The sequence below is a fragment of the Streptomyces sp. SID9727 genome (assembly GCF_010550605.1).
Lineage (GTDB): Bacteria > Actinomycetota > Actinomycetes > Streptomycetales > Streptomycetaceae > Streptomyces.
Map to the genome: position 1 here is coordinate 1 of NZ_JAAGNI010000477.1, position 15927 is coordinate 15927.

17 protein-coding genes and 1 pseudogene are annotated in these 15927 nt (G+C 71.6%); 9 read left to right on the forward strand and 9 right to left on the reverse strand.

Annotated elements, in window-relative coordinates; genetic code table 11:
• Both G3I41_RS32975 and G3I41_RS32980 read left to right on the forward strand, forming a co-directional pair.
• Positions 1-338: pseudogene (locus tag G3I41_RS32975) on the forward strand (ATP-dependent helicase); the annotation flags it as partial.
• Between the two features lie 118 nt (positions 339-456).
• On the forward strand, positions 457-1302 hold the full coding sequence (locus tag G3I41_RS32980; RefSeq protein WP_164404202.1) for an alpha/beta fold hydrolase: 846 nt from the start codon (positions 457-459) through the stop codon (positions 1300-1302).
• Positions 1303-1332: 30 nt separating this feature from the next.
• Here G3I41_RS32980 and G3I41_RS32985 read toward each other — a convergent pair whose 3' ends face one another.
• On the reverse strand, positions 1333-2220 hold the full coding sequence (locus G3I41_RS32985; RefSeq protein ID WP_164404203.1) for an NYN domain-containing protein: 888 nt from the start codon (positions 2218-2220) through the stop codon (positions 1333-1335).
• Between the two features lie 209 nt (positions 2221-2429).
• On the opposite strand from G3I41_RS32985, the gene G3I41_RS36560 reads away from it, so the two are divergent.
• On the forward strand, positions 2430-2582 hold the full coding sequence (locus G3I41_RS36560) for a hypothetical protein (protein WP_018105503.1): 153 nt from the start codon (positions 2430-2432) through the stop codon (positions 2580-2582).
• Between the two features lie 90 nt (positions 2583-2672).
• On the opposite strand, the gene G3I41_RS32990 is transcribed toward G3I41_RS36560, so the two are convergent.
• The 3 genes from G3I41_RS32990 to G3I41_RS33000 all read right to left on the reverse strand — a co-directional run bounded on the left by G3I41_RS32990 (position 2673) and on the right by G3I41_RS33000 (position 5010).
• Entirely contained in the window at positions 2673-3278 is a 606-nt protein-coding gene (locus G3I41_RS32990) for a MarC family protein (protein ID WP_164404204.1), read from the reverse strand.
• A 143-nt stretch (positions 3279-3421) separates the two neighbouring features.
• Positions 3422-4288, reverse strand: coding sequence for a PHP domain-containing protein (locus tag G3I41_RS32995; RefSeq protein WP_164404205.1), 867 nt, complete (start codon positions 4286-4288; stop codon positions 3422-3424).
• A 77-nt stretch (positions 4289-4365) separates the two neighbouring features.
• Positions 4366-5010, reverse strand: a complete 645-nt coding sequence (locus tag G3I41_RS33000; protein ID WP_164404206.1) for a DUF6758 family protein — start codon at positions 5008-5010, stop codon at positions 4366-4368.
• A 204-nt stretch (positions 5011-5214) separates the two neighbouring features.
• On the opposite strand from G3I41_RS33000, the gene G3I41_RS33005 reads away from it, so the two are divergent.
• A complete protein-coding gene (locus G3I41_RS33005; protein ID WP_164404207.1) occupies positions 5215-6462 on the forward strand; it encodes an MFS transporter in 1248 nt (415 codons plus the stop codon).
• Positions 6463-6467: 5 nt separating this feature from the next.
• Here G3I41_RS33005 and G3I41_RS33010 read toward each other — a convergent pair whose 3' ends face one another.
• Complete coding sequence (locus G3I41_RS33010; RefSeq protein ID WP_164404208.1) at positions 6468-7052, reverse strand: suppressor of fused domain protein; 585 nt, start codon at positions 7050-7052, stop codon at positions 6468-6470.
• Between the two features lie 404 nt (positions 7053-7456).
• Between G3I41_RS33010 and G3I41_RS33015 the strand changes: the two genes are divergently transcribed.
• Both G3I41_RS33015 and G3I41_RS33020 read left to right on the forward strand, forming a co-directional pair.
• A complete protein-coding gene (locus G3I41_RS33015) occupies positions 7457-8578 on the forward strand; it encodes a magnesium and cobalt transport protein CorA (protein ID WP_164404209.1) in 1122 nt (373 codons plus the stop codon).
• 23 nt (positions 8579-8601) lie between these two features.
• Positions 8602-9117, forward strand: a complete 516-nt coding sequence (locus G3I41_RS33020; RefSeq protein ID WP_164404210.1) for a hypothetical protein — start codon at positions 8602-8604, stop codon at positions 9115-9117.
• 7 nt (positions 9118-9124) lie between these two features.
• Here G3I41_RS33020 and G3I41_RS33025 read toward each other — a convergent pair whose 3' ends face one another.
• Positions 9125-9895, reverse strand: coding sequence for a hypothetical protein (locus tag G3I41_RS33025; RefSeq protein ID WP_164404211.1), 771 nt, complete (start codon positions 9893-9895; stop codon positions 9125-9127).
• Positions 9896-10101: 206 nt separating this feature from the next.
• On the opposite strand from G3I41_RS33025, the gene G3I41_RS33030 reads away from it, so the two are divergent.
• From G3I41_RS33030 to G3I41_RS33040, 3 genes are read left to right on the forward strand one after another with little or no spacing between them, the layout of a single operon-like run.
• Entirely contained in the window at positions 10102-11376 is a 1275-nt protein-coding gene (locus G3I41_RS33030) for a CBS domain-containing protein (protein ID WP_164404212.1), read from the forward strand.
• Positions 11366-11920: a DUF1003 domain-containing protein gene (locus G3I41_RS33035; protein ID WP_164404213.1), complete on the forward strand. Its 555-nt coding sequence runs from the start codon at positions 11366-11368 to the stop codon at positions 11918-11920. Before G3I41_RS33030 ends, G3I41_RS33035 begins: the two co-directional genes overlap by 11 nt.
• A gap of 44 nt (positions 11921-11964) precedes the next feature.
• Positions 11965-13098, forward strand: a complete 1134-nt coding sequence (locus G3I41_RS33040) for an Mrp/NBP35 family ATP-binding protein (protein ID WP_164404214.1) — start codon at positions 11965-11967, stop codon at positions 13096-13098.
• A 68-nt stretch (positions 13099-13166) separates the two neighbouring features.
• Here the strand turns inward: G3I41_RS33040 and G3I41_RS33045 are convergent, their stop codons facing one another.
• The 3 genes from G3I41_RS33045 to G3I41_RS33055 all read right to left on the reverse strand — a co-directional run.
• A complete protein-coding gene (locus G3I41_RS33045; RefSeq protein ID WP_203602005.1) occupies positions 13167-13823 on the reverse strand; it encodes a hypothetical protein in 657 nt (218 codons plus the stop codon).
• Positions 13824-13941: 118 nt separating this feature from the next.
• Positions 13942-14418 carry a sec-independent translocase gene (locus G3I41_RS33050; protein ID WP_164404215.1) on the reverse strand — a complete coding sequence of 159 codons (477 nt, stop codon included), beginning with the start codon at positions 14416-14418 and terminating at the stop codon, positions 13942-13944.
• Between the two features lie 99 nt (positions 14419-14517).
• Positions 14518-15927: trypsin-like peptidase domain-containing protein (locus G3I41_RS33055; RefSeq protein WP_164404216.1), on the reverse strand; the 1410-nt coding region annotated here is incomplete at its 5' end.

Consider the following 15927-nt stretch of genomic DNA (forward strand, 5'->3'; position numbering starts at 1 on the left):
CGGAGACCGTGCCCGCCGAGGACGAGGCCAAGCCGCGTCGCCGCCGGGCCCGCGCCGCCAAGCCGGTGACCGAGGAGGCCGTGGTCCAGGCCGCGCCGGTGGCCGAGCCGGAGGCGCCCGCCGTCACCCGGCCGCGCCGCCGCCGGGTGATCAAGCCGGTCGAGGACGAGGTCGACTTCCAGATCGCGCCCATCTCCGAGCCCGAGCCGGTCCGCCGTCGTACGCGTACGGCGTCCAAGCCGAAGGCGGAGGCCGTGGCGGAGACCGCGACCGCCGAGGGCGAGGCCAAGCCGCGCCGGCGCCGGGCACCGCGCGCCACCGCGAAGGCCGAGGGCTGAGCGGACCACGCAGCACCTGACGGGCGGCCCCGGGGAACTCCTCCCCGGGGCCGCCCGTCGTTCACGGACGCGGGCCGCCCGTCGTTCACGGGGGCGCGGAACGTTCTAACCTCGTTCCATGAGCAGGCCACCCACCTTCACCCCGCCCTCCTGCGCCCGTGCCCGTGCGCTGCCCACCGCGCGCGGGGACTTCGCCGTGCTGGACGCGGCCCCCGCCGGCACCCCGCGCGGCACCGCCCTGCTGGTGCCCGGGTACACCGGCAGCAAGGAGGACTTCATCGCGCTGCTGGAACCGCTCGCGGAGGCCGGATACCGTGCCGTCGCCGTCGACGGGCGCGGGCAGTTCGAGAGCCCGGGGACGGACGACCTCCAGGAGTACGCGCAGGAGGAACTGGCCCGGGACGTGCTCGCGCAGACGGCCGCGCTCGGCGCCGGAGAGGGCGCGGTGCACCTGCTGGGGCACTCGCTCGGGGGGCAGCTCTGCCGGGCCGCGGTCCTGCTGGACGCGGCACCGTTCCGCTCGTTGACGCTGATGTCCTCGGGGCCCGCCGAGGTGGTCGAGGCGCAGCAGGTGAAGCTGAAGATCCTGGGCGACGCGCTGGCCACCATGGCCATGAGCGACGTCTGGGACGCGATGCGCGCCTTCGACCCGCCGGCCGAGGCCGAGACGGGCGGCGAGGACCTGCGGCGGCGCTGGCTGCTCCACCGCCCGGCCCAGCTGATCGCGACGGGCCGTCAGCTGGCCACCGAACCGGACCGGGTGGCCGAGCTCGCCGCGACCGGCCTGCCGGTCCATGTCCTCTCCGGCGAGGTGGACGACGTCTGGCCGGTGCCGTTGCTGGACGGGATGGCGGTACGGCTCGGGGCGCGCCGGACCCGGATCGAGGGCGCCGAGCACTCCCCGAACACGGGCCGGCCGGAGGCGACCGCCGCCGCGCTCGCCTCCTTCTGGGACGGCCTGTAGGTCACGCCCGGATTTCCGTACCGGCGGGTCTCAGTACTGGGACTGGAGGTGCTGCCAGAAGCCGTCGCGCAGCGCCCGCCGCAGCGGGGGGTGGCCGCGCAGTGAGCGCTGGAGGAGCCGTTCGGCCTCGTGCAGCAGGTCCTGGTCGACCGAACCCGGCAGGAAGGGGTGGCCGGGCAGCAGGTCGGCCAGGGATTCCCGGCCGCGCGCGGCAAGCCAGGCCGCCGCGATCTGCGCGCCGACGAAGTGGACGTCCTCGCGGGAGGGGACGGGGGCGTCCTCCTCGTACGTGGTGACGGGGCGTCTGGTCACGTAGGGGCGGCAGAAGTCCAGGTCGAAGGTGCGCTGGCTGTCCACCTCCCAGAGCAGCGGCTCCGCCTGGTTGCGCCCCTCGCCCGCCTCGATGCCCCAGAGGTGGACGCGGGCGCCGTAGCCCTGCGCGGCCTCGACGGCCGAGACCAGGTCCTCGTCGCCGCCGACGAGCGCGGCGTCGCTGATGGCCCGGTGGCGGGCGAGCGATTCCAGGTCGGTGCGGATGAGGGAGTCGACGCCCTTCTGCTGGTTGTTGGCGTTGAGGTTGCCGAGTCTGACCTTGACGTCGGGGAGTTCGGCGATGGTCTGCTGCTCGGTGGTGTGGATGCGGCGCCGGGCGCCGTCGTACCAGTAGACGCGCAGCAGCCTGCTGTCCGCGAAGATGGTGCGGGCCTTGTCGATGAAGGCCTCGATCAGCCCTTCGGCGTCGAGGTCGAAGGAGCGCCGGTCCTCGGTGCCGGTGACGAGCAGCCCGGCGGCGGCGTAGACGTATCCCGCGTCCACGAAGATCGCGTGGGTCGACGGGGTCTTCGAGACCTCGGCGAGCACGCGTTCGAGCAGTGCGTTCGTGCGGTCCAGCCGCTCGCCGATCTCCGCCTCGTTCATGCGCGTCCCGTCGCGCCCGTACGCCTGATTACCAACGGGTATTTAGACATCCGAAAAATTTCCTTAGCGTAGGGAATGATTGCAGGGGGCAAGTCGTTGTACCCGGTGTGGGGCGCTCGACAGACATGCCTGGCGCTCCTCATCCTTGCGGACGGGACACCGTCCTCCCAGTAGTTCTCCAGCAGGAGGATCAGACGAAGGGAAGCCCTATGCGCTTCGAGATCATGCGACTCGACGATGTCGACGGTACCGCCGTGGACAGCACCGTCGTGGACGCCGCCTCCGTCAAGCGGATCGTGCAGCAGGCCGCGGCCACGGGCCAGCGCATCTACATCCGCCCGGCCGAAAGTCCGGCTTCGTAACACCTTGCCGATGTGAGTTGCCGTTTAACGAAGACGAAGCGCCCCCGCACGGAACGACCGTGCGGGGGCGCTGTTGTGTCCGGGCCCCGGTCAGCCGCCCCGGATGACCTGGGTGACGCCGTTGATGATCTGCTGCACGGCGATGGCGGACAGCATCATGCCGGCCAGCCTGGTCACGAGCACGACGCCGCCGTCCTTGATGACACGGATGATCAGCAGCGAGTAGCGCATGGTCAGCCAGAGCACGACGTGCATGACGAGGATCGCCGACCAGACCGAGACCTGGCTCGCCACGCTGTCGGCGTGCTGCACGGCGAGGATCACCGAGACGATCGCGCCGGGGCCGGCGAGCAGCGGCATGCCGAGCGGTACGAGGGCGACGTTGACGTCCTTGGTCTGCGTCGGCTCGTCGGTCTTGCCGGTGAGCAGGTCGAGCGCGATGAGCAGCAGGAGCAGCCCGCCGGCGATCATCAGCGCCGGCACGGAGACGTGCAGGTAGTCCAGGATCTGCTGGCCGAGCACGCCGAAGACGGCGATGACGCCGAAGGCGACGGCGACGGCCTGGAGCGCCATCCGGCGCTGCACCTTGGCGGGGCGGCCGGCGGTGAGTGCGAGGAAGATCGGGGTGATTCCGGGCGGATCCATAATCACAAAAAGGGTGAGAAAGAGGGATCCGAAGACAGCGACGTCGAACACGGGTGAGCCTTGAGGGGAGTGAGCGGGTGTGCGGCGGACGGCCGCGGGGAAGAGGCGCGCCCCCGGGCCGCCGGGCATGCCGGACGGCGGGACGGGGTGCGGTGAAGGGTGGAGCGGCGTACGGGGACGGGGCCCGGGCGTGGTTACGCGGGGGCGGGTCCGCCTGCGCCCGGCACCGGGAAGGCTCCCGTGGCGCGCCGGGTGATCTCGCCGTAGATCTCGGGGTCGGTGGTGTACGCGCCGAGCTCCACGGTCTTGCGGCTGCCGTGGTAGTCGCTGGAGCCGGTCGTCAGCAGGCCGAGCTCGCGGGCCAGTGCGCGCAGCCGGGTCCGGGTCGGCTCGTCGTGGTCCATGTGGTCGACCTCGATGCCGTCGAGCCCGGCGGCGGCCAGCTCGGCGATCCGCGCCTCGGGCACCGTACGACCGCGCTTGACGGCGGCCGGGTGGGCGAAGACGGTGACGCCGCCCGCGGCCTTGACGAGCCGGATCGCGTCGAAGGGGTCCAGCTCGTGCTTCTCCGCGTAGGCGCGCCCGCCGTCGCCGAGCCAGTCCGGCGTGAAGGCGTCGGAGACGGTCGGGACGACGCCCAGCTCGACGAGGGCGGTGGCGACGTGCGGCCGGCCGACGGAGCCGTCGCCGGCGATGCGGGCCACCTGCTCCCAGGTGACGGGGACACCCAGCTCCTGGAGCTTGCGGACCATGGTCCGGGCGCGCGGCACCCGGTCGTCGCGCACCAGCTCGCGCTCGCGGGCGAACTCCGGCTCGTCCGGGTCGAAGAGGTACGCCAGCATGTGCAGGCCCACGCCGTCGACGCGGCAGGACAGCTCGGCGCCCGTGACGAGGGTGAGCCCTTCCGGGAGCGCGGCGGCGGCCCCGGCGTGCCCGCGCACGGTGTCGTGGTCGGTGAGGGCGACGACGTCGAGGCCCGCGGCGGCGGCGCCCAGCACCAGCTCGGCGGGGGTGTCCGTGCCGTCCGACGCGGTGGAGTGGGTGTGCAGATCGATGCGCACGACTCGTACTCCAGTGCTCGCGGCCGGACGGGGGGACGCTCAAGGATAACCGGCGCGCGCGCTTGATCCGCCCGCCGTCAGGGGCCCGTCAGCAGGCGGGGGGTGAGGGCGCCGCAGGGCACCAGGTCGACCTCTCCCCCGGCGTCGCGCAGGTCGGTGAGCACCAGCTCGTCGTACATGAGCAGTCCGGACTGCTCGGGCCACACGATGGCCCACAGCCACAGGCCGCGCGCCTCGCCCGCGAAGACGGCACGGTCGGCGGGGGCGTGTCTGACATGCCAGAGGGGTGTGGGCCGTCCGGCGGCGAGCACCTTGCAGTCCGGGGGCCCGTCCACGCTCAGCGAGGGCCCGGGGTCCGGGCCCTCGATGCCGGCGTACCGCGCCCCGAGCCCGACGCCCAGCTCCTCGGCGACGAGCAGCAGCTCGCCCATGCCGCCGAGCGGTCCGGGTCCGGAGCAGGCGACGGCGGTGGCGCGTCCGCCGGTGCGGTCGTCGCCGGCACAGGCGACGCCGGTGAACAGCCAGCCGACCGGGAGCGGCCAGGGCATCCACACGGGGACCCGCGCCCGGTGCACCACCACGCCGAGCGCCTCGACGCTCGGCGGGACGACCGGCTGGAGCGGATGGACGCTGCCGTGGACGTCGCACTGCCAGGTGTCGGCGAAGAGCCCGGGCGCCCTGACCCGGCCTCCGCACTTCGGGCAACTTGGTTCGCCCCTCATACCTTCCCACGGTCCTCTCCGGCCGTCGCCGCGTCAAGGACGATCACCCCTGCGCGCCGCACGCCCAGGCCCCTCTACCCCGCGCACCGCGCGGCCACCGGGGCACCCCCGGAAAATTTAGATGTAACTTGCATTCATTAGCTTCTCTAACTTATTCTGTGCATAACGCATCGATCCAGTGGAGCCAGTGAGAGGAAGAGGCCCATGCCGTCAGAGGCAGTAACGGGAGAGGATCCGTTCAACCAGGAGCCGGTCAGCATCCTGCGCCAGCCGAAGGCCGTCTGGGCCACGGCGGGCGCTTCCGTCGTCGCGTTCATGGGCATCGGCCTGGTGGACCCGATCCTGCCGTCCATCGCCAAGGGCCTGGACGCGACGCCCAGCCAGGTGTCCCTGCTCTTCACCTCGTACTTCCTGATCACCGCCGTCGCGATGCTCGTGACCGGCTTCGTCTCCAGCCGCATCGGCGGCCGCAAGACCCTGCTGGCCGGGCTGGCGCTCGTGGTGGTCTTCGCCGCGCTCTCCGGCACCTCCTCGTCCGTCGGGGAGCTGGTCGGGTTCCGGGCCGGCTGGGGGCTGGGCAACGCGCTGTTCGTCTCGACCGCGCTCGCGGTGATCGTCGGCGCGGCGGCCGGCGGCAGCTCGGCGGCGATCCTGCTGTACGAGTCGGCGCTCGGCCTCGGCATGGCGTGCGGGCCGCTGCTCGGCGCGCTGCTCGGGGACGCCAGCTGGCGCTACCCCTTCTTCGGGACGGCCGCGCTGATGGCGATCGGCTTCGTCTGCATCACGGCGTTCCTGAAGGAGCAGCCCAGGCCGGCCCGTAAGACGTCACTGCTCGACCCGGTCAAGGCGCTCGGCCACGGCGGGCTCGCCTCCGTCGCGGCGTCCGCGTTCTTCTACAACTACGCGTTCTTCACGATCCTGGCGTTCACCCCGTTCGTGCTGAACATGACGCCGTACAAGTCCGGTGCCGTCTTCTTCGCCTGGGGCCTGCTGCTCGCGGTGTTCTCGGTGCTCGTCGCGCCCCGGCTCCAGCAGCGGTTCGGCTCGCTCAAGGTGCTCGGCGCCTCGCTGGTGCTGCTCGCCGCCGACCTGGTGGTCCTCGGCTACGGCAGCCACACCACGGCCATCGTCTGCACCATCGTGTCCGGCGCCCTGATCGGCATGAACAACACCGTGTACACCGAGCTGGCGCTCGGCGTCTCGGACGCGCCGCGCCCGGTGGCCAGCGCGGGCTACAACTTCGTCCGCTGGTTCGCCGCCGCCGCGGCGCCCTACCTGGCCCCGAAGATCGAGGAGTGGAGCAACATCCACATCCCGTTCGTGGTCGCCGCCGTCGCCTCGGTGATCGGTGCGGTCGTCGTCTGGGTACGGCGCTCCGCGCTGAGCCACGAGGCGGAGGAGCTGGAGCCGAAGCACGCCACGGAGGACGGCGTCACGGTCTTCGCCAACTGACGCCGTCAGTCCAGGTCAACGGAATGCCGCAGGGGATCGCGCAGGTCGGTCCCCTGCGACAGCCATTTCTCCTGGAGCTCCTGCGCACCCCGGACCCGCTTCCAGGCGGCCTCGTTCCGCGTCATCGGCAGCAGCGGCAGAAAGCGCACCGGCTCCAACGGAGCATCCAGTTCCAGATCCTCCACCAGCCCCCCGCTCTCCGCGACGAGCACCGAGGTGAACGGCGCTCCCGGCCACAGCGGTTCGCCGACGTCCAGCGAGGCCCCGGGCGCCACGACCAGGCCCTCCACCTGGGGCGAGGCGGCGAGCACCGCGAGCTTGCGCAGCACCTGGTCGGTGTCGGCCGAACCGCCCCGTACCGACAGGACCAGTTCGGCGCGCGGGCCCTTCAGCGGGTCGGCCACGACGGCCGTCGGGTCGGACATCGGCTGGGCGGACATGCCGAGCGTGGCGTACCGCACGACGTCTCCGTCGATGAACCGGAGCACCTCGATCCGGTCAGTCCCGAGAAACGTCACTGCCGCACGTGCGTCCGGTTCACCCAGGGCCGTCCGCAGACGTGCCTCGACCAGAGCAAGAATTTCTGCCATGCCGCGAGCATAGGTCGCGTATGGAACGGGCAAAGTAAGGGATTGGCCCCGTACTGGCTGCTAGCCTGGGGTGTCGGCCCGGGACAGCACGCTGAAGCGTCGCTCTCAAGTCCCGGCGCTACGTCATCCCCCACGGGGGACCGGCAGGAGGAGGTGGGGCTGCGGTGGATCCGAGTCGATCGTGCAGTACCAACCGCTCTTCCGCCGGACGCCCCTCCGTGTGATCTGACACCCGGTCGGGGCCCTGGCATGTCGCACGACGGAAGAGCACAGCCTTTCACCTGTCTGTAGCGAACGCCGTCGTCCTGCCGCCGCGGTGCCGCCCGCTTTGCGGATGTGAGTCCACGTCCCCATTCCGGGCTGTTCCAGGCCCCCGACGACGGCCCTCCGTGAAGGAGCCAGCCATGTCGATGATCCGTGACCTGCGCGCCGTCGTGCGCCCCTCCCTGCGCAAGAGCACCCCCCTGCACAACGGCTACGACACCACCCGCGACCCGTCCGCCTCCAGCGCCGTGGTCGACTGCGCGGTCTACCGCGACGGCCGGCGGCTCGCCGAGGTGGACGGCACCTGCCGCACCGCCCGCGAGGCGATGCTCCGGGTCCGGGAGAAGGGCGGCTTCGCCTGGATCGGGCTGCACGAGCCGACCGAGGAGGAATTCGCGGGCATCGCCCGGGAGTTCGGGCTGCACCCGCTGGCCGTGGAGGACGCGGTCCACGCCCACCAGCGCCCGAAGCTGGAGCGCTACGACGACACGCTGTTCACCGTCTTCAAGACCATTCACTACGTCGAGCACGCCGAACTGACCGCGACCAGCGAGGTCGTGGAGACCGGCGAGGTCATGTGCTTCACCGGCCGGGACTTCGTCATCACCGTGCGGCACGGCGGCCACGGCTCGCTGCGCGCCCTGCGCCACCGTCTGGAGGACGACCCCGAGCTGCTCGCCAAGGGCCCCTCCGCCGTGCTGCACTCCATCGCCGACCATGTGGTCGACGGCTACATCGCGGTGGCGGGCGCGGTGCAGGAGGACATCGACGAGGTGGAGATCGAGGTCTTCTCCACGCCGGACAAGGGAAGCGCGCGCGGCTCGGACGCCGGGCGGATCTACCAGCTCAAGCGCGAGGTGCTGGAGTTCAAGCGGGCCGTCTCCCCGCTGCTGCGCCCGATGCAGCTGCTGAGCGAACGGCCCATGCGGCTGATCGACCCCGACATCCAGAAGTACTTCCGGGACGTCGCCGACCACCTGGTGCGGGTCCAGGAGGAGGTCATCGGCTTCGACGAGCTGCTGAACTCCATCCTCCAGGCCAACCTGGCGCAGGCGACCGTCGCGCAGAACGAGGACATGCGCAAGATCACGTCCTGGGCGGCGATCGTCGCCGTGCCGACGATGATCTGCGGGGTCTACGGCATGAACTTCAAGCACATGCCGGAGCTGGGCTGGACGTACGGCTATCCGATGGTCATGGGCTTCATCGGCGTGGTCTGCTTCTCCATCCACCGCATGCTCAAGCGCAACGGCTGGCTCTGAGCGCCCGCACTAAGCTCTCACCCATGACTGCTGCTGACACGCTGCTCGGGACGGCCCTCGTCGAGGAGGCCACGAAGAAGTCGGGCCTCGTCTGGGTGCGCTCCACGGGCGCGGCGCGGGCGCTGTGGCACGTATGGCACGAGGGCGCCGCCCACCTCGTCGGCGACGGCCCCGGCGAGCAGCCGCTCCCGGCCGGGCTCACCGAGGGCGCCACCGCCGAGGTGACCGTCCGCAGCAAGGACAAGGGCGGCCGCGTCGTCGCCTGGTCCGCCTCGGTCACCGTGCTCGCGCCGCACTCCGAGGAGTGGGAGGCGGCCGTCGCCGAGCTGAAGGGCAAGCGGCTGAACGCGCCGGACGCGGAGCGGATGGTGGAGCGCTGGGCCCGCGAGTGCCGGGTCGTCCGGCTCACGCCCCTCGACGCGCGCACCGAGCTGCCCGAGACCTCCGGGGCGGCCGCGCCGCTGCCCACGACGGCGACGACCCGGCTGCCGGTCCCGGCGGGCCTGCCGCGCCTGCTGAAGCGCTCACTGCGCACGTGAAGGGCCCTCAGGACGAGGTCTTCGGGAGCTGCTTCCCGTAGTCGACGGTCTCGTCCTTCGCGGGCGCCTTCAGCGGGAAGTCCTTGCCCCAGTCGGCGAGCGTGATCACGCCTCCGCCGCCGCCCCGGGCGAAGCGCAGCGGGTACGGCTTGCCCTCCAGCGCCACGTCGAGCGCGCCGCCCGCGCCCTCGCCGCCCATGATCCGTGCCGTGCGCACCCCGGCCACCTTGTCCCGGTCGCCCTTGGTGAGCTTGCCGTGCAGCGTGAGCATCCCGTCGAGCAGCACCTTCTTGTCGGTGAAGCCGCTCAGCTGCTTGTACGTGGGGTCGCCCTCGGGGACCTTGACGTACTTGCCCTCCAGCTTGTCGGCCGCCGCCGCACCGCCCTCGCCGGTGTCCGCCCCGCCCTCGTCGTCGTGGCTCCAGAAGCCGGCGTCGGCCTTGAGGTAGAGCTCGTCACCGATCCGCAACAGCGTGAAGGTGCTGTTCTTCGAGGTGACGGAGCCCGCGCCGCCCTTGTTCTTGAGCCGCATGTCGATCGTGTACGTGCCGCCCTTGCTGACCAGCTTCCCGGCCAGCCGCACCGCGTCGGCGGAGTCCGCCGCGGTCCGCGCCCGCTTCTCGATCTCCGGCGCGGAGAGCTTGCCGACGCCGTTGGTCCCCTCGTCCGGGTCCTCGCCCGCGCACGCGGTCAGCGCCGCGGTCAGCCCCGCGCAGAGCGCGACGGCGAGGGATGCGTTCCGGCGGCGGGTCCGTACGGCCGGGGCGGAAGAGGTCACAGGCGCACTGCCTCTCGTATCCATGGTGGGGGGTGGCAGACGGCAGCGTACCCGGGTGGCCTACGCCATCGGACCCGGAGCCGTACGGACGGCCAGCCGGGGCGCTCCGCGACCGTACGGGCTAGCCTGATCACGTCATAACAGTGCAATAACTGTCGGAAGCGGGCGGCCGGGGGCCGTTCGGCGGCGAGCGAGGAGGTGCGGGAATGACACCGGTGACGCCCCGGGTGTTCGTCTCGCACCTGTCCGGTGTGCCGGTCTTCGACCCCAACGGCGATCAGGTGGGGCGCGTGCGCGACCTGGTCGCGATGCTCCGCGTCGGCGGCCGGCCGCCCCGGCTGCTCGGCATGGTGGTCGAGGTGGTGAGCCGGCGGCGGATCTTCCTGCCGATGACCCGGGTGACGGGCGTGGAGTCGGGGCAGGTGATCACCACGGGCGTGGTCAACATGCGGCGCTTCGAGCAGCGGCCCACGGAACGCCTGGTGCTCGGCGAGTTCCTCGACCGCCGGGTGCGCCTGGTGGAGACGGACGAGGAGGTCACCGTCCTGGACGTGGCCATCCAGCAGCTGCCCGCCCGCCGGGACTGGGAGATCGACAAGTACTTCGTCCGCAAGGGCCGGGGCGGGGCGCTGCGCCGCAAGGGCGAGACCCTGACCGTCGAATGGTCGGCGGTGAAGGGGTTCTCGCTGGAGGAGCACGGACAGGGCGCCGAGTCCCTGGTGGCCACCTTCGAGCGGCTGCGCCCCGCCGACGTCGCCAACGCGCTGCACCACCTGACGCCGAAGCGCCGGGCGGAGGTCGCGGCGGCGCTGGACGACGACCGGCTCGCTGACGTCCTGGAGGAGCTGCCCGAGGACGACCAGGTGGAGATCATCGGCAAGCTCCAGGAGGAGCGCGCCGCGGACGTCCTGGAGGCGATGGACCCGGACGACGCGGCCGACCTGCTCTCCGAGCTGCCCGAGGAGGACAAGGAGCGGCTGCTGACGCTGATGCGCCCGGGCGACGCGGCGGACGTGCGGCGGCTGATGTCCTACGAGGAGCGGACCGCGGGCGGCCTCATGACGACGGAACCGGTCATCCTGCGCCCGGACGCCACGGTCGCCGACGCGCTCGCCCGGGTGCGCCAGTCGGACCTGTCCCCGGCGCTCGCCGCGCAGGTGTACGTGTGCCGGTCGCCGGACGAGACGCCGACGGGCAAGTACCTGGGCACGGTGCACTTCCAGCGGCTGCTGCGCGACCCGCCGTTCACCCTGGTCAGCTCGCTCCTGGACAGCGACCTGGTGCCCCTGCCGCCGGACACCCCGCTGCCGGTGGTGACCAGCTATCTGGCGGCGTACAACCTGGTGTCGGTGCCCGTGGTGGACGAGAGCGGTTCGCTGCTGGGCGCGGTGACCGTGGACGACGTGCTGGACCACCTGCTGCCCGAGGACTGGCGGGAGACGGACTTCCACGGCCGTGAGGGGGTGCTCGGTGACCGGTGACGACCGCGCCCGCGCGTCGAACGGCTCGACCGCGCTGACCCGTACGCCGAGGAACCGCCTCGACCAGCCGAAGGCGCCGCGCCGGCGGCTGCTTCCGGAGTACGACCCCGAGGCGTTCGGCCGGTTCTCGGAGCGCATCGCGCGCTTCCTGGGCACCGGCCGGTTCATCGTCTGGATGACGCTGATCATCATCGTGTGGGTGGCGTGGAACATCTTCGCGCCCGCGCACCTGCGGTTCGACGAGTACCCGTTCATCTTCCTGACGCTGATGCTCTCGCTCCAGGCGTCGTACGCGGCTCCGCTGATCCTGCTCGCGCAGAACCGGCAGGACGACCGGGACCGGGTCACGCACGAGCAGGACCGCAAGCAGAACGAGCGCTCCATCGCCGACACCGAGTACCTGACCAGGGAGATCGCGGCACTGCGGATGGGCCTCGGCGAGGTCGCCACCCGGGACTGGATCCGGTCCGAGCTGGAGGACCTGGTGAAGGACCTGGACGACCGCCGGGCCCTGCTGTCGGCCGAGAGTGACGAAGACCGCTGACAGGGCTACCCACGCGTAGCGGGAGGCGCCGTACCATCGTCCGTATGGCTACGGAAGACGCGGTGCTTGAGGCACTGGCGACAGTGAACGACCCCGAGATCCACCGCCCGATCACCGAACTCGGCATGGTGAAGTCGGTCGACATCGATCCTGACGGTGTGGTCGCTGTCACGGTGTACCTCACCGTCTCCGGCTGTCCGATGCGCGAGACGATCACCCGGAACGTGACCGACGCGGTGGCCGGTGTCGAGGGCGTCTCGCGGGTCGACGTCACCCTCGACGTGATGAGCGACGAGCAGCGCAAGGACCTCGCGGCCTCGCTGCGCGGCGGCACGGCGGAGCGCGAGGTGCCGTTCGCGAAGCCCGGCTCGCTGACCCGGGTGTACGCGGTCGCCTCCGGCAAGGGCGGCGTCGGCAAGTCCTCGGTGACGGTGAACCTGGCCGCGGCGATGGCGGCGGACGGGCTGAAGGTCGGCGTCGTGGACGCGGACATCTACGGCCACAGCGTTCCCCGGATGCTCGGCGTGGACGGGAAGCCCACCCAGGTCGAGAACATGATCATGCCGCCGTCCTCGCACGGCGTGAAGGTCATCTCCATCGGCATGTTCACCCCGGGCAACGCCCCGGTGGTGTGGCGCGGCCCGATGCTGCACCGCGCGCTCCAGCAGTTCCTGGCCGATGTCTTCTGGGGCGACCTGGACGTCCTGCTGCTCGACCTGCCGCCGGGCACCGGTGACATCGCGATCTCGGTCGCGCAGCTCGTGCCGAACGCGGAGATCCTGGTCGTCACGACGCCGCAGCAGGCCGCCGCCGAGGTGGCCGAGCGGGCCGGTTCGATCGCCGTGCAGACCCACCAGAAGATCGCCGGTGTCGTCGAGAACATGTCGGGCATGCCGTGCCCGCACTGCGACGAGATGGTCGACGTCTTCGGCTCGGGCGGCGGCGCGAAGGTCGCCGAGGGGCTGACGAAGACGATCGGCGCCGAGGTGCCGGTGCTGGGTGCGATCCCGATCGACGTACGGCTGCGCGAGGGCGGCGACGAGGGCAAGCCCGTCGTGCTCTCCGACCCCGACTCCCCCGCCGGCAAGGCGCTGCGCACCATCGCGGGCAAGCTGAGCGGCCGTCAGCGCGGCCTGTCGGGCATGTCGCTGGGCATCACCCCGCGCAACAAGTTCTGACGCGCGCACGCACGGATACGGGGAAGGCCGGGGCCCGAGGGTCCCGGCCTTCCCCGTCGTCGCGTGTGTTACGCGTACGCCTCGATGTCCTTGACCACCGAGAAGCCCAGTCCGTACGCGCTCATCCCGCGCCCGTAGGCACCGATGTGCACCCCGCCCGGCGCGGAGCCGGCCAGCACCCAGCCGAACTCGGACTCGCGGTAGTGGAAGGGGACCGGGACGCCGTCGACCGGCAGGGAGAGCGCCGACCAGGCGGGGCCCTCCAGATCGTCGGCGAGCTCGAACGCGGTCTCCGTCTGCTGGTCGAGCCAGTCGTCGCGCAGGGTGTGGTCGAGCTGCGGGGGCCAGGTGCAGGACAGCAGCCCGGAGCCGGCCAGCCAGGCCGCGGACGACACCGTCGTCGCCTCCAGGACCCCGGTGCCGTCACCACTGCGCCGAACGGGGCTGCTGGCGACGGTCACCACCACGGCGAACCGCTGCTTGTCGGCGCCCGAGTCGCCCCGGACGAGCGGTTCGTCGCCGTGTCCGATGGAGCCGTGCTGCACCTCGCCGTCGGCGGCGGTGCCCAGCGGCATCAGCCGGCGCGGGCCGGTGAACGCCTCGTCCAGCGCGTACCAGGGGAACGGGGCCTTCAGGTAGCCGTCGACCACCATGAGCCGGGCCGCCGGGACCGCCTCCACCGTGTCCGGCGCGTCCTGTGCGCCCACCCGACTCGTCGTCTCCATCAGCCCGGCCGCCTCCTCGATCCTCAGGGTCCGGAGCGGCCCGCCCCCCGCGGGCGTCCTCACAACCGGACAGATGGAGAATAGCCATACCGTCCGGACGACCCGGGATTGGCAGCCCTCAGGTGGCGTCCGCGTCGAACGGCGGCGGGGTGTCCTTCGGCGGCTGCTCGCCCTTCTTGAGCAGGTCCGGAGCGCCCTTCGAGCCGTTCGCGGCCGTGACCGAGGCACCGCCCGACACGCCGGTCTTCGCCTCGACGGACGCGGTGCCGCGCCCGTTCACCGCGTCGGTGACCTCGGTGATCTCCTTGCGCAGGTCGAAGCTCTCGCGGATCTCCTTCAGCCCCAGGTCGTCGTTGCCGTCCATGAGCTGCTTGCGGACGAACGTCTTGGGGTTGAGGTCCTCGAACTCGAAGTCCTTGAACTCGGGTCCCAGCTCCGTGCGGATGTCCTCCTTGGCGCTCTCCGAGAACTCACGGATCTTGCGGATGAAGCGCGAGACGTCCTGGATGACCTTGGGGAGCTTCTCCGGGCCGAAGACGAGCACGCCGAGAATCGCGAGCGCCAGCAGCTCAAGTCCACCTATGTCGTTGAACACCTTGCGGCTCCTCGTCTTCTCCGCGACCAGCTCGGATGAGGTCCGGACATCCAACACGGTACCCGGCGAATCTGTCCGGACGGTAGCTTCCCGTGGCCGTCACGTGCCGGTTGCCGAGCCCAGGGTCAAAGTTATGGACAGGTCTTTACCACCGCGGGTCACGGTCAGCTCCAGGCGGTCGCCCGGCCGGTGCGAGCGGATCTTGACGATGAGCTCCTCACCGCTGTGCACCCGCTTTCCGTCCACCTCGGTGATGACGTCGCCCGCCTCGATGCCGGCCTTGTCGGCCGGGCCGTTCGCCGTGACGGGCGAGGAGCCCCGGGTGCTGCCGCCGACCTTGGCCCCGTCACCGTTGTACTTCATGTCGAGCGTGACGCCGATCACCGGGTGGGTCGCCTTGCCGGTGTTGATCAGTTCCTCGGCGACCTGCTTGCCCTGGTTGATCGGGATCGCGAAGCCGAGGCCGATGGACCCGGCCTGCCCGCCCTCGCCGGCCGAACCGCCGTCGGCGGCGCGGATGGCGCTGTTGATGCCGATGACGTGGGCGTCGGTGTCGACCAGCGGGCCGCCGGAGTTGCCCGGGTTGATCGGGGCGTCGGTCTGGAGCGCGTTGACGTAGCTGACGTCGCTGCCGTCGCCCTTCTCGCCGCCCGCGGTGATCGGGCGGTCCTTGGCGCTGATGATGCCGGAGGTGACGGTGTTGGACAGGTCGAACGGCGCGCCGATCGCCACAACCGGGTCGCCGACGCGGACGTTGTCGGAGTTGCCCAGCGGTAGGGGCTTCAGCCCGGATACGCCGCTGACCTTCACCACGGCCAGGTCGTAACCGCTGTCCTTGCCCACGACCTCGGCGGTCGCGGTCTCGCCGCCGCTGAACGTGACGGTGATCTCGCCGGACGAACCGGCCGGGGCGACCACGTGGTTGTTGGTGAGGATGTGGCCCCGGTCGTCGAGGACGAAGCCCGTGCCGGTGCCGGCCTCGGTGGCACCGCTGACGTGCAGGGTGACCACGCTGGGCAGGGCGCTGGCCGCGATACCGGCCACACTGTCCGGGGCGCGCCCGCCGCCGTCCCGCTCGTCCTGGGGCAGCTCGATGCTGGTGAGGCCGCCGTTGCGTTCTATGTACGCGCCTATGCCGCCGCCGATGCCGCCCGCGACCAGGGCGAGGAGCAGCGCGCCGATCAGCAGCGCGCCGCGCCGGTTCTTCCGCCGGCCGTCGGGGAGCGGGGGCCCCGGCTGGGTGACGAGGGGCTGCCGGGGCGCGCCCCAGGGGTCGTAGCTCTGCCACTGCGGGGCCGTGGGGTGCGCGGCCGGTGCGTGCGCGGCTTCCCGCGGGTGCTGGGGCGGTACCGGCGGCGGGTAGGTTCCGGTCGGGGTGTGGTCCGGCGCGACGGATGTCCCGGCGCCGTTCGTCCCCGCGTACGGCGGGGGCACGGGGGTGCCGTGCGCGGGCGTCGGACGCTGTACGGGAGGGGCGGGCGCCCACGGTCCGGGGCCGCCGTAGGGCGG